Raw genomic sequence first — 15,618 nt, 5'->3', positions numbered from 1 at the left:
GCCCGAGACAAATCATGCGTCAACGCAATCTGATGGATTTGCTGCTTCTGGCCGCCGTCTGGGGCGGCTCCTTTCTGTTCATGCGCGTGGCGGTCAAGGAGTTCGGACCCATCGCACTGATCGAGCTGCGCGTCGGACTTGCCGCCCTGTTCTTGCTGCCGGCCGCGATGTGGCGCGGCAAGCTGCCGATCATCGGACGCCACTGGAAGGCGTTGCTGGTGGTCGGCACCCTCAATGCCGCGGTGCCCTTTCTGCTTTACGCCTATGCCGCACAGTCCCTCGGCGCCGGCTTCCTGTCGGTGGCCAATGCGGTGACGCCCGTGTGGGGCGCCGTTGTGGGGTGGCTGTGGCTCAAGGACAGGCTCCCCTGGATGCGGTCGCTGGGGCTGTTCATCGGCTTGATCGGCATCGTCGTGCTGGTCTGGGACAAGCTGAATTTCCAGGATGGCGGCACAGGCCCCGCCGTCCTCGCTGCCGTGTCGGCGCCGGTCTTCTACGGCATCGCGGCCAACTGGACCAAGCGTTTCCTGACAGGCGTGGATGCGCTGGCAAGCGCCACGGGCAGCATGATCGCCGCGTCGCTCGTGCTGTTGCCGCTGGCCATTCCGGCTTGGCCGGAGACGCCGGCATCGGCGCCCGCGTGGATCTCCACCATACTGCTGGCGGTGGTCTGCACCGGTGCGGCTTACATCATCTTCTTCCGGCTGATCGCCAATGTGGGTCCCACTGCGGCCGTGAGCGTGACGTTCCTCGTGCCGATATTCGGCGTGGTCTGGGGCGCAACGCTGCTGGATGAAGCCGTGACGCCGTCCATCGCGATTGGCGCGGCCATCATCCTGGTGGGAACGGCGCTGGCGCTGGGGCTTCTCAAACCCCGCACATGAGCGCCCGCGTTCAGTACTTGTCCGACGTGCCCGTGAACGCCACGCCAATCCGCAGCAACGCATAAGACGCCGCATCGACCCACCGCCGCACGAAACCCCGGCGCTGGTAATCCAGCGGCCGGATGAAGCGTCCGCCCTCGCGGATGGCGGTTTCCAGGCGATCCTGCAGGTCCCAGGCGAACGGCTGGCTGTCGACGACGACATTGGCCTCGCGCGCCAGCAGCAGGCTGAAGGGGTCGAGGTTCGATGACCCCACCGTCGCCACGTTGTCGATCACCGCGACCTTCGCGTGCAGGTAGCTCGGCATGTACTCGTAGATCTCGATGCCGTCGCGCAGCAGCTTGTCATACAGCGAACGCGTGGCGTGATACTGCATCCGGTATTCGACCTTGCCCTGCAACAGCAGCCGCACGCGGACGCCGCGGGCGGCGGCCTTGGCCAGCGCGCGGCGAAAGCGCACGCCCGGAAAGAAGTAGGCATTGGCGATCAGGATGTCGCGCCGTGCGCGCGAGATGCCGAACAGATAGGCACGCTCGAATGTCCTGCGGAAACGCAGGTTGTCGCGCAGCACCAGCGCGGCGCGCAGCATGCCGCCAGGCGGCGCAGGAACATCGCGCGGCTTGAGCAACTGCAACCGATGCCAGTCGCGCGGATGGCGCCGCAGGCGCGCCCAGTTCAGGCGCACCCACAGGAGATCCTGCGCATGGGCCGCCTGCGTGACGAGTGGGCCCTCGACCTGCACGGCGAAGTCGAAACGCGGACCGGTCAGGCCGTCGGTGGGATCCAGGTCATCATAGTCGTCGATAACGTTGATGCCGCCGATGAAGGCCATGCGGCCATCGATGATGGTGACCTTGCGATGCAGGCGCCGCAGGCGGCTGCGCGATGGCACGAAACGCGCAAACCAGCGCGGCTCGGGCCGGAAGATGCGGCACTGCGCGCCCGCATTGGTCAGCGCAACGCGCACGCGCTCGCCGTGCAACGCGCTGCCAAAGCCATCCAGGACCACGCGTACCTTGACGCCGCGGCGCGCGGCCGCCGACAGGCACTCCAGCACCTTCGTGCCGGTGCGGTCGAGCATGAAGATGTAGGTTTCCAGATGCACGCTGACCGTGGCCGCGTCGATCGCCGCGCACAGCGCGGGAAAGAAGTCGGCGCCATTCTGGAGCAGACGGATATCGTTGCCCTGCACCCACTCCAGCCTGTCCTGCTCGTCCTTCACGGGAGTTCCAGCTCCGCGAGCAAGGGCGAATGATCGGACAGCTTGGCCCACTCGCGGCCGCGCAGCACCCGGGCGCTGCGCACGGCAAAGCCCCGCTGGTAGATGCGGTCCAGGCGGAACCACGGGAACACGGCGGGAAACGTGCGCGGCGGCGGCGCCAGCAGCCGGGAGCTGCCGTCCATGCCGAGCTGGTTGTTGCGCTCCATGACCGAGACGCCGCTGCTGGGCAAACCGCGCAGGGCGTTGGACAGCCGCTTGACCGAGTCGCGCAGGCGCGGCAGGTCGCCGCCATGGCTGCGCGGGGCGTGCGAAAACACTTCGTACAGCCCAAGCTGCTGCACGAACATGGGCGCCAGCCGGTCATTCCAGTCGTTGAAGTCGCCGGCGATCAGGATGGGCTCGCCGTCGGGCACCATGCGCTTGATGCGCTCGGTCAGCGCCAGGATCTGGCGGCTGCGGCTGCCGGCAAAGAGGCCCAGATGCACCACGAAGCAATGCACCGCGCGGTCGCCCACATCGATGCGCGCGTGCAGCAGCCCGCGTTGCTCGAGGCGATGGTCGGAGATGTCGAGATTTTCGTGGTCGAGGATGGGATAACGCGACAGCAGCGCATTGCCGTGGTCGGTGGCGTGGCGGATGGCGTTGCGGCCATAGGCCACATCCAGCCGCAATGCCGCGGCCAGGGATTCGTGCTGGGCGTCGAGCAGCGACTTCTGCTCGTTGCGGCCCTGGACCTCCTGCAGGAAGACCAGGTCGGGGCGCAGGCCATACAGGCCCAGGCGAAGTTCATTCAGGGAGTCGCGCCGGCCTAGTGCCGAACGGCCCTTGTGTATGTTGTAGCTGACGACTCGGATGAGCGACATGGAAGCAATGGCGCCTTTCAAATCTTGAGAACCACCGGCCGGGTCCCGGTAGGTCCTCTGGCCAGCCGCCGCCGTGGTTGGCGGCGTTAGCCAGATTACTCCATTTCAGCCGGGCATTCCCATCTTTGCGGCATGCGGTCACGCCAGACTGACTGATCAGACACTTGAAACCTGCTCATGATTCGGGCGTGGCGCCCAGTGCGGATCGTGCTTCAAGCAGACCGCCGCGGATCCGGCGCTGCCGGTCCGCCAGCGGCCCCCGTGAAGAAGGCCGCCGGGGGGGAGCGCCAACGGCGCTCCGGCGCTTTATGCCTTTTCGACGTTGCGCAGGCGGATGTGCAGCTCGCGCAGTTGCTTCTCGTCGACTTCCGACGGCGCTTGCGTCAGGAGGTCCTGGGCGCGCTGCGTCTTCGGGAAGGCGATCACGTCGCGGATCGATTCGGCGCCGGTCATCATCGTGACGATGCGGTCCAGGCCGAAGGCGATGCCGCCGTGCGGAGGCGCGCCGTACTGCAGCGCGTCCAGCAGGTAGCCGAACTTCTCGCGGGCTTCCTCGGCGCCGATCTTCAGCGCGCGGAACACCTTGCTCTGCACTTCCTCGCGGTGGATACGGACCGAGCCGCCGCCGATTTCCCAGCCGTTCAGGACCATGTCGTAGGCCTTGGCGAACGCCTTGCTGGGATCGGATTCCAGGAAGTCTTCGTGGCCGTCCTTGGGGCTGGTGAACGGGTGGTGGGCAGCGGTGTAGCGGCCGTCTTCCTCGTCGTATTCGAACATCGGGAAGTCGACCACCCACAGCGGCTTCCAGCCGGCCGTGAACAGACCCGTCTTCTTGCCGAACTCGCTGTGGCCGATCTTCACGCGCAGCGCGCCGATGGCGTCGTTGACGACCTTCTCGCGGTCCGCGCCAAAGAAGATGATGTCGCCGTCCTGGGCGCCGGTGCGCTTGACCAGTTCGGCCAGGGCAGCGTCGTGCAGGTTCTTGACGATGGGCGATTGCAGGCCGTCGCGGCCCTTGGCCACTTCGTTGACCTTGATGTAGGCCAGGCCCTTGGCGCCGTAGATGCCGACGAACTGGGTGTAGGCGTCGATCTCGCTGCGCGACATTTCGGCGCCACCGGGCACGCGCAGGGCGACCACGCGGCTGCCGGGCGCCGTGGCGGCGGCGGCAAACACCTTGAAGTCCACGTCGCGCATGACGTCGGTGATATCGGTGAACTCGAGCTGCACACGCAGATCGGGCTTGTCCGAGCCGTAGCGGCGCATCGCTTCGGTCCACGGCATGATCGGGAACGGCGACGGCAGGTCGACGCCCTGCACCACCTTGAACACGTGGCGGATCAGGTTTTCGAAGATTTCACGGATTTCGAATTCGTTCAGGAACGAGGTTTCGCAATCGATCTGGGTGAATTCCGGCTGACGGTCGGCGCGCAGGTCTTCGTCGCGGAAGCACTTGGTGATCTGGTAGTAGCGGTCAAAGCCCGAGACCATCAGCATCTGCTTGAAGAGCTGCGGCGATTGCGGCAGCGCGAAGAAGTGGCCGGCGTTGACACGCGAGGGCACCAGGTAGTCGCGCGCGCCTTCCGGCGTGCTCTTGGCCAGCATGGGCGTTTCGATGTCGATGAAGCCCAGCTCGTCCAGGAACTTGCGGGTTTCGATGGACACGCGGTAGCGCAGCATCAGGTTGCGCTGCATCTGCGGACGACGCAGGTCCAGCACGCGGTGCGTCAGGCGGGTGGTTTCCGACAGGTTGTCGTCATCCAGCTGGAACGGCGGCGTGACCGACGCGTTCAGGATCTCGACTTCCTTGCAGAGCACTTCGATTTCGCCGGAGGCCAGTTCAGCGTTGGCCGTGCCGGCCGGACGCTCGCGCACCAGGCCGGTGACGCGGACGCAGAATTCATTGCGCAGGCGCTCGGCGGTGGCGAAGGCGGCGTTGTCCGGATCGAACACGATCTGCGCCAGGCCCGCGCGGTCGCGCAGGTCGATGAAGATGACCCCGCCGTGGTCGCGGCGGCGGTTCACCCAGCCGTACAGGGTGACGGTCTGGCCGAGATGGTCACGGCAAACCTGGCCGGTGTAGCAGGTACGCATGCGGGATGACTCCGTTTTGTGCTTGGTGTGTAAGGGTTACGAATCGGCGCGGGGTGCGTCCTGCACGCCCGGCGCCGGAGAGAGCGCAGCCGGCCGGACCACGGGCGTTGCCCCCGGGACCGGGGCGACCACGCCCATGGAAACGATGTACTTCAAGGCCGCGTCCACGCTCATCTGAAGGTCGACGACCTCGGCGCGAGGCACCATCAGGAAAAAGCCGGATGTGGGGTTGGGGGTCGTCGGCACGTACAGGCTGATGTGGTCGCCAGGCAGGCTGGCGGCCACTTCACCGCTGGGCGTGCCGGTGACGAAAGCGATGGTCCAGGCGCCTGCCCGCGGATACTGCACCAGCACCGCGCGGCGAAACGCCTGGCCGTTGGGGGCAAGCACGGTATCGCTGACCTGCTTGACCGAGTTGTAGATGGAACGCACGAGCGGGATGCGGCCCAGCAGGCTTTCCCACTGGTCGACCATGGTGCGGCCGATCAGGTTGGCGGCGAAGACGCCCGTCAGAAGCACCACCACGATCACGAGGGCGAAGCGGAAACCGGGAATGTCCAGTCCGAACAGCGATTCGGACGACAGGAAGCCGGGCACGAACCCTTCAAGGGTGGCGACCAGCAGTCCCAGTACCCACACCGTGATGACCAGAGGAACCCAGATCAGCAGCCCGGTGATGAAGTACTTCTTGATGACGCGCATCCGCATCGCGATGCGCTCTAGGAAGCGGCGCTGCCGGCAGCAGGCGTCGCCGGGGCGGGGGCCGCGGCAGGCGCGGCAGCCGGCGCGGCGGCGGGCGTGGCGCTTTCAGCGGAGGCCGGGGCGGCGCCCGGGCTGCTGCTGTTGGCGCCGCTGCTGCTGTTGCCGCTGCCGTTGTTACGGAAGTCCGTGACATACCAGCCGGAGCCCTTGAGCTGGAATCCAGCCGCGGTCACCTGCTTGGAAAACGTGCTTTGGCCGCATTCGGGGCAAACCGAAAGCGGCGCGTCGGAAATCTTCTGCAAGACGTCTTTGGCATGGCCGCAGGCGCTGCACTTATAGGCGTAGATGGGCATCGAGGGCTCCCAGGCGCAAGCCCGGCATATCAAATTCCGCCTGCTGCCGCGCGCGGGCGCAAGGCTCGGCGGCTGGGCAAGGCCGGAAAAATACGGGAAAGTCTTGAATTTTAGCGGTTTTTCATAAAGCGTCGGTGTCCGCCCCACCCTGCCGGCCGCAAGCCGGCGCCCGGGGCACGGCCTCCCCGGTGCGGGCGGCCTTGCCCTACACGGGCAGCAGGAACATCACGGCGGCCACCAGGGTCGGTCCCAGGGCGCACAGGAACAGGCGCCCGGACGAAATGCTGCCATCCGGGAAATGGTTCTTCAGGATGGCGAAACCGGCCGGATTGGGCGCGTTGGCGATCACCGTCAACCCGCCGCCCGTGACCGCGCCGGCCACCAGCATGTAGCGCCAGGCCTCGCTGGTGCCTTCCACGAGCGACCCCAGATAGGTGAGCGCCGCGTTGTCGGTGATGGCAGTCAGCGCCGTCGCGCCCCAGAACAGGACGAAGGGCTCCAGCCCGCCAAGCAGTCCCTGCAGCCACCACTTCTGCAATCCGCCCAGCACCACGAGACCGGCCAGGAAGAAACCGACCATCAGTCCCTCCTTGATCATCAGGCGGTCCTGGTGCCGCTTGTAGGCCTCGGAAAAGCCGATGAACATCATCAAAAGGCCCAGGAAGATGGCCGGATGGTGCGCGGTCAGCACGATGGCGACCAGGAACACCAGATGCACCAGGATCACGATGGCGGGCACCGGCGCGCGCTTACCGGCGCCCTCCGGCGCATCGACGCCGCCGCGCGTGCCCACCGCGCCTTCGAGCAGCGCCTTGCGGCAGATGAACGTCAGCAGGCCCGCATTCAGGCACACCGCCAGCGCCGCGCGCCAGCCGAAGTGCTGCAGCATGAAGGCCGAATCCCAGCCGAACGTGCCCGCCACCATCAGGACGGGCGGCGCGGCGTAGGACGTGAGCACGCCGCCGATGGACACGTTCACGAACAGCACGCCCAGCGTCAGATACTTGAACCCGGCCCGGCCGCTGCTGCGAAAGTACGCGTCGCGCAGCAGGATGGCGGCCAGCGTCATCGCGGCGGGTTCGGTGATGAACGAGCCGCCCAGCGGCACCAGGGCCATCACCACGAAAAAGGTCGAGAGCTCGCGCGGCATGGGCAGCGCCCGCGCCACGATGCGGACCAGCAACCCCACCAGCTCAAGAATCGGCCGGCTGGCCGCCACCACCATGATGACAAAGACGAACAGCGGCTCCGTGAAGTTGCGCGTGTCCATGTAGTCGATGGCGGCCGACGGCCCGGCCAGCGCGGCCATGGTCACGATCAGCGCGAAGGCCCAGACGCCGAAGACGGCCTCGACCTCGGAAAACAGATGCCAGAAGCCCGCGTGCGGCCCGCCCCGATGCGCCAGGCGCGCAAAGAAGGGGACCGAAAAGGTGTGGAGGACCGCCACGGCAAACAGGATGGTGGCGATGACCTCTAGCGTCTGGGGCATTTGCGGCAATTCCTATGACGCCCGGCGGCGGGGTGTTCCGGCGGGCTTGTCGGACAAGCGTCGCAATATAGCCCAGCGGCTGGCCGGTGTAACGCAGGGTCAACACTGATCCCTGCCGCCTTTTCTACGCGATCGGGGCCGGCGGTTCGGCGCCCGCCTGGGCCGCCTTCATCTCCATCAACAGGCTGTGCAGCATCTCGGTGGACAGGCCGTGCAGCACCAGCCGGTAGCCTGCACGCAGCGTAGACATGGGCACCAGCGGATGGCTGTTGTTGACCAGTATCAGGTGCTGCGGCGCGCCCAGCAGCTTAGCCGCATAGATGCCCACGGTCTCATCGAGCTGCAGCGAATTGGCCGCGCGCCAGAAGTCGTTGTCGGTCAGCAGCAGTTGATACAGCGGCGTGAACAGCTCGATGGCACTTTGCAGGTCCAGGAAGTTCAGCTTGCCTTGCGGCATGTCCTCCAGCCGGATCGGCGGGTCGCGCAGCATGGAAAAGTCCACGGTCTGCGGCGCGTGCATCTCCACGTCCGCATCCCGCAGCGCCTGGTTCAGCCGGATGACGAAGTTGAAGAGATTCAGGTCGTGCTTGACGAACAGATCGTCCTTCAGGTCGTCGATCGTCATCGGCTCGAGCGGCGTCGTGGTGATCGGCACCGGTGAGTTCGCCGCGATGAACGCCAGCGCCTGCGCCCCCAGATGAAAATGCCGCAGGATCAGCCAGTTGGCCTCGGGCGACACGAACCGCTTCAGCCCCCACGCCAGAATGCGATGCAGCACCCGGGAATGCGACCAGCGGCGCGGCAGGAACGTTTTGACGATCTGGATCAGGATGATGAAGGCCCGCGCAAGCGGCCGCAGGAACGGCAGCAGGTACTGGCGCGACGCGCAGCTGGAATCCGTCAGCCAGGCCTTCTTGACCTTGTCGGGCAGCGGCGTGCTGCGGTCCAGGTACAGCGCGAGCCAGGGGCTGGGATCCGCCGGATCGTGTTCCCGGGCAAGGAATTCGGCCTCCTTGTTCATGCCGCGTCCGCCTCCATCACGTGATGAAACTGCATCAGGTAAAGCGCCGCCGTGCGGCGCGCGGTGTCGAGGATGCGCTGCTCGGCGCGGCCGTCCTCGTCGCAATCGAGCGCCAGCTCCACGGCCGACAGCCAGCGCGCCAGATGGTGTTCATCGTTGTGGCCGTGGTACTCCAGGAAGCGGAAGGCGTCGGGCGGCAGCTTCAGGCTGGCCTTGAGCAGCGGCAGCAGCGCCGGCACGATGCGCTGCCCCGTGCCTTCGATGATGTAGATGGCGCCCAAAAGGCCGATCGGATCGCGCGTGGCGGCCAGGCTGTGCAGGTAGGCATTGAGCGCCTCGCCGCCGGGATTGCGGCGCAGGGCATCAATGCTGTCCACCGTGCCGCCGGCGGTGCGGTAGTCGTCGAACAATATCTGGAAGTCGTTCTGCTCCTCGCCCGCGTGCATGTCGATCAGCGCGGCCAGCGGCGCGTACTGCTCGGTCAACGACGCGGCGCCCTCGCGCATCCACTTGCTGCCTTCGCGCACCTGCGGAATCCAGTTCTCCATCCACGTCAGGTAATCCGTGGTCTGGAATTGGCGGTTGCGCAGGCGGCGGACCACCGGCGTGCGCCACACGCGCGAGCGGTAGTCGTGCCAGATGGCCGCGAGTTCGGTCAGAAGCTGGCCCAGGCCTTGCGGCGCCATGTCGGGATCGTGCGGCGGCGCGATAGCGTCGGCGTCGGCGGACGCCGCGTCTTCGCGCGCAGCGGCGCCCGGCGTAGCGACGCCAGGAGTAACGCCGCCCGGCGAAGCGACGCCCGACACGCCTGCGGCCACCGCCGGCTGGGCGTGCACCGCTTCGGCTTCCAGCAGCATGTAGGCCGCCATGAAGCGCCCGGACTCGGGGATGTAGCAGAAGATCTGTTCGCCGGGCTTGACCTCCCGCGTCTCCAGGAACTCGGCCAGCATGATCATGATGGAGGCAGCGCCCGTGTTGCCGCGCCACGCCAGGTTGCTGAACCAGCGCTCGCGCGGGATCACCAGGCCGGCCTTCTCCATCAGGTCTTCCACGACCGGGATGAATTTTTCCGATGAGTAATGGCACAGGAAGTGATCGACCTGGTCCGGATCCACCCAGCCGTCGCGCACCAGCTTGGCGTACTCGTGGATGCCGATGTCGAACAGATGCGGCAACAGGCGGATGTCCTGGCGCAGCGACAACGCGCCATCGGCCTCGGCCTCGTTCCAGGACGGGTAGTCCAGATGCCCCTTGCTCCGGTCGGCCGACAGCCCCAACTGCATGCACACCGGATAGTCGCCGGAGAACGAGCGCTGATGCACCCACTTCAAGCGCAGGCGCACGCCCTGCGACGCGCCGGGCAGCGGCCGCTGGCCATTGCCCAGCAGCACCGCGCCGGCGCCGTCCGACAGCATCCAGCGCAGGAAGTGCGCGTCGAAGTCGGCGTCGTAGCCGCGCGCGGCAAAGCGCGAGCGCTTGAACAGGCGCGACGGCAGTTCGCTGGCCACGGCCAGCGCGCTGGCATGCGCGCCCAACTCGACGCCTTGCGCGGCCGCCTGGATCGCCGACACGCCCGCCGCGCAGATGCCATGCACTGACAGCGTCTCCATCGGCGGCGCGGCCAGCTCGCCCTGGATCATGTTGGAAAAGCCCGGCATCAGCGCATCGCCGCCGGACGAACCGCTGGCCAGCAACGATACGGCCGACAGGTCGGTGTCATGGCGCCGCAGGCAATCGCGAATCGCGTTGGCTGCAAGCTGCGCATTCGAGAACACGGTCGCGCCGTCCCGATCGATCGCGTAGTAGCGTTGCTTGATGCCGTTCTCGGCCAGAATGCGGCTCTTGATCCGGCTGGACATGCGGTTCAGCGGCGCGATGTAGTCGTCCATGGCTTCGTTGGACACGGGCTCGCCCGGCATGAAATAGCCGGCGCTCTCCAGGTAGACACGATGAAACGCAATGGGCATGACGGATCTCTGGTTGGGAAATGGGGTGTACGGCGCTAGCGGACGTGCTCGGGCGCCATGCAGGAACGGCTGCGAAAGCGCGGCACGAAAGCGCCCAGCACGAAGGTGCGGAACATATAGGGCACAAGGCCGCGCTCGTTCAAATCAGCACGCACGCGGCTGCGGTAGTAGTCACGATGCAGGCCGGTCAGCTCGGACCAGTGCGCGCGCGGATGCTCGTGGTGCGCGGTGTGCAGGCCGATGTTGAACAGCAGCGGATTGACCAGCCCCTCGAAATTGCGCGCGTAGTTCAGGCCCGCAACGTGCCGCGGTCCGCCGTCCGCATGCGCGTGCTGCAGATAATTGGTGGCCAGCAGCCAATGCAGGCCGTGCAGCTGGGGCACGATCACGAACACCAGCGCCTTGACCGGGTTCACCGCGATCAGCCCGGCCCACAGGCCCAGCCAAGCGCCGTACTGCGCCATGCAATAGCGAAAGGCGCCCGGCCAGTGCCTGCGCAGCCGGCCCAGCCACGCGAAAAACAGCGGATACAGCACCCAGGCCGCTTGCACGGGATGGATAACGTAGCCCCACAAATGGTTGGTGTCGCCGCCAAACCGGTACGTGCGCGCCACGTCGCGCTCGCCATGCTTGTAGCGGTGATGATTGGCCACATGGGCCGGATAGAACACGAACGTGGGATGGCCCTGCAGCAGCGTGATCCAGAAGTCGGTGATGCGGTTGGCCCAGCGGCCGCGCCACATCCGGATGTGCGTGTGGTTGTGATGGATGACGCCGATGCCCAGCGTCAGAAACAGCATCAGCGCATAGGCCGGCCACCAGAACCCGTTGAACCACTGCCAGGCCGCCAGCAGGGGCAGCGCAGCCAGATAGGTCAGGCTCTGCCAATCCCGCCGGTTGCGCAGCGTGGGCAGCGCACGCCGCGGGCCGCTCTGGCCATTCGGGCCGATCCTTGCCGCCACTATGCGGAGCCTCGCAGGCCGGCGCCGGACTCGCGCTGCCGGTAGGCTTCCAGCTGTCGCTCGGCGGCTTCCGCCCCCAGCCGCGTGCGGAACAGGCGATCCATGAAGGTGAACTGGAAGCCGTAGTTGCCGTTGTAGCAGGCGTGGTGCAGATGGTGCCGGCGGCTGGCGGCGAACCAGTGCGCGTACGAGACCTTGGGAAAGAAATCGTAGTTGGCGTGACCGATGCAATTGAAGAACAGGCTAAAGAGCGGCACCGACAACAACGACCAGAAGCTGAAATCGTGCACCACCATGGGCAGCAGGATCACGTTGCCCAACATCAGCGCCTCGATGGGATGAAAGCTGTACGTCGAGAACGGCGTCGTCACGACCGAGCGATGATGCGGCAGGTGAAAGCGGCGCAGAAGCCGCGTGTGCAGCAGCCGGTGGTTGATCCAGAAATGCACGTCGTTCCAGGCCACCAGCGCCAAAATTTCCAGCACGATCTGCTGCCAGCTCGCGTCCGGGTCCAGACGCGCCCACCCTAATTGCAGAAGGCCCCACGGAAAGATCATGCCGGTGCCGAACAACAGGATCGACAGCCCTGACTGTGCCAGCTCGCGGCGCAACTGGCCCGGCGCAAGCGGCCGTGGATCGAGCGGCCGGCCCAGCCCCAGGGCCGGCAGGATGTGCCGGGTCAGCAACCAGGTGGCCGCGCCAAAGACCAGGTAGATGCCGCCGAAGAAGAGCAGCCCCGCCAGCATGACCTGCCAGGCGGACAAGGCTTCAAAAGCTTGGCCCATGAAGGTTTTATGTCACCCCGAAGAATGGCCGCATCATAAGCAATCCGTCCGCTTCCCGGTAGGCGATTTATTACTAATTGAATCCGGACGCCACAAAGCGCTCATGCCGCGCGCAGGGTGACGCCTTGCGCCGGAAACTGGCGGTCCAGCGCGTCCACGGCGGCGCCCAATCGCGCCGCGAGGACTTCACTGGCCGGCAGCATGGGCAGGCGCAGTTCGTTCGACAGCAGCCCCTGCCGCGCAAGCTCCGCCTTCAGCGGACCGGGATTGGGCTCGCCGAACACCAGTTGGATCACCGGCGCCAGCGCATGGAACAGCGAACGGGCTTCGCCCAGCCGCTGCGCCCGCACCGCGCGGTGCATCGTCACGAAGAGATCGGGGCGCACGTGCGCGGCCGCGGCGATCATGCCGGTGGCGCCCAGGCACATCGCGGACAGCGATTGCAGGTCTTCGCCGGCCAGGACATTCATCTGCCCATCGCTGATCAGCGCCACCGTCTTGTCCAGCGAGCCGCCGCAATCCTTGATGGCGGAAATGTTGGGATGCGCGGCCAGCGCCAGCAGCGTGGGCGTCTCCAGCGTGGTGCCGGTCCGGTACGGAATGTCGTAGAGCACCAGCGGAAAGCGCGAGGCATCGGCCAGGCAGCGGAAGTACGCGGCGGCCCCTTCCTGGCCCGCCCGCACGTAGTACGGCGCGGGCGCCAGGATGCCGGCCAGGGGACGCGTGCCAAACGCCGTCAGCCGATGCAGCACGTGCCCCTGATGATTGCCCGCCAGCCCCATCACGATGGGCAGGTCGCCCGCCTCGGTCAGCACCGTATCCAGCACGGCAAGCTGTTCGGCATCGTCCAGCGCCGCGGCCTCGCCCGTGCTGCCGCACACGACCAGCCCGTCCACCCCTGCGGCCACGTAGTGGCGCACCAGGCGGCGCAGCGCCCCGCCGTCGACATGGCCGCCGGAAAACGGCGTGACCAGCGGCACCCAGACGCCCTGGAACAGAGATTGTTGAGATTGCATGAGAACACTCCTTCGTATGGACCGTTGGGGGACCGTACAGAAGTGCTCGGGAGGTCAGGGGGTGCGCGCGGAGGCGCCAAAGCGCCGCCAGGAGGCCGCTGTTCCGTCGCCCATCTGACGGAACAGCATGCTCCGGTCAGATGAGCGGCTGTTTTTTGGATTTCAGGCCGGCGGCAGCCAGCACCACGCCAAGGGCACGGAGGTAGCTAGCAGTCTGGTGGGCCTGATGAATCATGGATGAGCGGGACGCAATATGCGGCGGATGCAGAAATCTACCGGGCGGGCGCGGCGGTGTCAACGCGGCGGCGCGCCGTACTGCCGGCCGCGCCGCAGGCAGGCGTTCAGCTGAGCGTCGCCAGGAACACCGCGCACAACGCTTCCATGCCCTTGCGGTCGTCTTCGTCGAACCGGTCGGGCACGGGGCTGTCCACGTCCCACACGCCGATCAGTTCGCCCTTGTGCACCAACGGCACCACGATTTCCGAACGCGAGGCCGCGTCGCAGGCGATGTGGCCGGGAAAGGCATGGACGTCCGGCACGAGCTGCGTCTGACGCTGGCTGGCGGCCGCGCCGCACACGCCGCGATTGAGCGGAATGCGCACGCACGCGGGCTTGCCCTGGAACGGGCCCAGGACCAGTTCCGTGCCGTCGAAGAAATAAAAGCCCACCCAATTCAGGTCGGGCAGTGCCTGGAACGCCAGCGCGCTCAGGTTGGCGGCGTTGGCGATGCGGTCGGGTTCGCCTTCCAGCAGCGCGCGCGCCTGCACGGTCAGTTCGGCATACAGGGCGGCTTTGGAATCGGCGACGATGGGAGCGGCTTCGAACATGAAAATGTAACTGTACTGGCGGTTATCGATGCAGGTGATTTTAGGGGTTCCACCCGATAAAAGGGCCGGGCTGTTACCGTGTGGGACAATACTTTGTTGTCAAACGCATCAACCGACCCACCCTTCTTGATCAAGAAGCACTCCATGGACAAGCCCCTCGAACCTGCGTTTTCCTTTTCGGAACGCGCCCTGCAACTCACCAGCTCCGCCATCCGCGAGATTCTCAAGGTAACCGAGCGCCCCGAAGTCATTTCGTTCGCAGGCGGCCTGCCCGCGCCCGGCGGCTTCCCGGTAGAAGTGGTGCGTGCGGCATTCGACAAGGTCCTGTCCACCAACGGCCGCGCGGCCCTGCAATACGGTCCCACCGAAGGTTACGCGCCCCTGCGCAAATGGGTCGCCGATGACCTGACCGCCTCCGGCGCCGACATCGCCCCCGACCAGGTCCTGATCGTGTCCGGCTCGCAGCAGGCGCTGGATCTGCTGGGCAAGGTGCTGATCGACAAGGACAGCAAGGTGCTGGTCGAAGACCCCAGCTACCTGGGCGCGCTGCAATCGTTCAGCCTGTACCAGCCGAACTTCGTGCCCGTGCCCACCGACGAAGGCGGCCTGATCCCCGAAGCCATCACGCCCGAACTGGCTGATGGCGCCCGCTTCCTGTACGCCCTGCCCAACTTCCAGAACCCGACCGGCCGCACGCTCAACCTGGAGCGCCGCATCGCGCTGGTCAAGCGCGCCGCCGAACTGGGCCTGACCATCGTCGAGGACGATCCCTACGGCGAACTGCGCTACGCCGGCGAGCCGCAGCCCGGCCTGATCGCGCTGGCCAAGGAATACGGCGCGAACGTCGTGCGTCTGGGCACGTTCTCGAAGGTGCTGGCCCCGGGCTTGCGCCTGGGCTACATCGCTGGCGGCCGCGCGCTCATCAACAAGCTGGTGCAGGCCAAGCAGGCAACCGACCTGCACACGCCCACGCTGACCCAGATGGCCGTGTACGAGATCGTCAAGGACGGCTTCCTGGCCGAGCACCTGCCGAACGTGCGCGAGATCTACCGCGCCCAGGGCAGCTGCATGCTGGACGCCATCCAGAAGGAATTCCCGTCCACCGTCACCTGGACCAAGCCGGAAGGCGGCATGTTCATCTGGCTGACGCTGCCCGAGCACATCGACAGCACCAAGCTGCTCGAAAAGGCCATCGCGCAGAACGTGGCCTTCGTGCCCGGCGCGCCGTTCTACAGCGGCGAAGGCAAGCGCAACACGCTGCGCCTCAGTTTCGCCACCGTGCCGGAAGACAAGATCCGCACCGGCATCGCCATCCTGGGCAAGCTGCTGAAGGCGGAATGACAACGTCCGCCGTCGTCCCTTGAAAGGGCGGCGCGGATGCCTTGATGACCGATCGGCCGGGCGCGATGCCCGGCCGTAATGAGATGGTCAGC

At 66.4% G+C, this 15,618-nt stretch carries 14 protein-coding genes; 2 read left to right on the top strand and 12 right to left on the bottom strand.

Features of this window, described 5'->3' with window-relative positions:
- Positions 1-14: 14 nt before the first annotated feature.
- Positions 15-884, top strand: coding sequence for a DMT family transporter (locus B3098_RS03810; protein ID WP_218342522.1), 870 nt, complete (start codon positions 15-17; stop codon positions 882-884).
- A gap of 10 nt (positions 885-894) precedes the next feature.
- On the opposite strand, the gene clsB is transcribed toward B3098_RS03810, so the two are convergent.
- The 12 genes from clsB to B3098_RS03750 all read right to left on the bottom strand — a co-directional run bounded on the left by clsB (position 895) and on the right by B3098_RS03750 (position 14,185).
- Positions 895-2,106, bottom strand: coding sequence for a cardiolipin synthase ClsB (clsB, locus tag B3098_RS03805; protein ID WP_286891847.1), 1,212 nt, complete (start codon positions 2,104-2,106; stop codon positions 895-897).
- Positions 2,103-2,969 (bottom strand): endonuclease/exonuclease/phosphatase family protein, encoded by an 867-nt coding sequence (locus B3098_RS03800; RefSeq protein ID WP_175124739.1) that lies wholly within the window; start codon positions 2,967-2,969, stop codon positions 2,103-2,105. The genes clsB and B3098_RS03800 overlap by 4 nt, the downstream gene beginning before the upstream one ends.
- Positions 2,970-3,275: 306 nt before the next feature.
- Positions 3,276-5,063, bottom strand: a complete 1,788-nt coding sequence (gene aspS / locus B3098_RS03795) for an aspartate--tRNA ligase (protein ID WP_175124740.1) — start codon at positions 5,061-5,063, stop codon at positions 3,276-3,278.
- A 36-nt stretch (positions 5,064-5,099) separates the two neighbouring features.
- Positions 5,100-5,765: a DUF502 domain-containing protein gene (locus tag B3098_RS03790; protein WP_370632979.1), complete on the bottom strand. Its 666-nt coding sequence runs from the start codon at positions 5,763-5,765 to the stop codon at positions 5,100-5,102.
- 17 nt (positions 5,766-5,782) lie between these two features.
- Positions 5,783-6,118 (bottom strand): FmdB family zinc ribbon protein, encoded by a 336-nt coding sequence (locus B3098_RS03785; RefSeq protein ID WP_218342520.1) that lies wholly within the window; start codon positions 6,116-6,118, stop codon positions 5,783-5,785.
- A 205-nt stretch (positions 6,119-6,323) separates the two neighbouring features.
- Complete coding sequence (locus B3098_RS03780; RefSeq protein ID WP_286891842.1) at positions 6,324-7,607, bottom strand: putative Na+/H+ antiporter; 1,284 nt, start codon at positions 7,605-7,607, stop codon at positions 6,324-6,326.
- Between the two features lie 124 nt (positions 7,608-7,731).
- Entirely contained in the window at positions 7,732-8,628 is an 897-nt protein-coding gene (locus B3098_RS03775; protein WP_286891841.1) for a DUF6999 family protein, read from the bottom strand.
- On the bottom strand, positions 8,625-10,595 hold the full coding sequence (locus tag B3098_RS03770) for an iron-containing redox enzyme family protein (RefSeq protein WP_286891839.1): 1,971 nt from the start codon (positions 10,593-10,595) through the stop codon (positions 8,625-8,627). The genes B3098_RS03775 and B3098_RS03770 overlap by 4 nt, the downstream gene beginning before the upstream one ends.
- A gap of 35 nt (positions 10,596-10,630) precedes the next feature.
- On the bottom strand, positions 10,631-11,557 hold the full coding sequence (locus B3098_RS03765; RefSeq protein WP_286891837.1) for a fatty acid desaturase family protein: 927 nt from the start codon (positions 11,555-11,557) through the stop codon (positions 10,631-10,633).
- A complete protein-coding gene (locus B3098_RS03760) occupies positions 11,557-12,342 on the bottom strand; it encodes a sterol desaturase family protein (RefSeq protein WP_175136899.1) in 786 nt (261 codons plus the stop codon). Before B3098_RS03760 ends, B3098_RS03765 begins: the two co-directional genes overlap by 1 nt.
- Before the next feature lie 101 nt (positions 12,343-12,443).
- On the bottom strand, positions 12,444-13,358 hold the full coding sequence (gene dapA, locus B3098_RS03755; RefSeq protein WP_286891835.1) for a 4-hydroxy-tetrahydrodipicolinate synthase: 915 nt from the start codon (positions 13,356-13,358) through the stop codon (positions 12,444-12,446).
- 341 nt (positions 13,359-13,699) lie between these two features.
- Complete coding sequence (locus tag B3098_RS03750) at positions 13,700-14,185, bottom strand: GAF domain-containing protein (RefSeq protein WP_279971555.1); 486 nt, start codon at positions 14,183-14,185, stop codon at positions 13,700-13,702.
- Between the two features lie 144 nt (positions 14,186-14,329).
- Between B3098_RS03750 and B3098_RS03745 the strand changes: the two genes are divergently transcribed.
- Complete coding sequence (locus B3098_RS03745) at positions 14,330-15,526, top strand: PLP-dependent aminotransferase family protein (RefSeq protein ID WP_175124749.1); 1,197 nt, start codon at positions 14,330-14,332, stop codon at positions 15,524-15,526.
- Positions 15,527-15,618 lie beyond the last annotated feature (92 nt).

Source organism: Achromobacter sp. UBA2119 (assembly GCF_002331005.1).
Lineage (GTDB): Bacteria > Pseudomonadota > Gammaproteobacteria > Burkholderiales > Burkholderiaceae_B > Achromobacter > Achromobacter animicus.
This window is presented reverse-complemented; position numbering and strand designations above follow the sequence as displayed.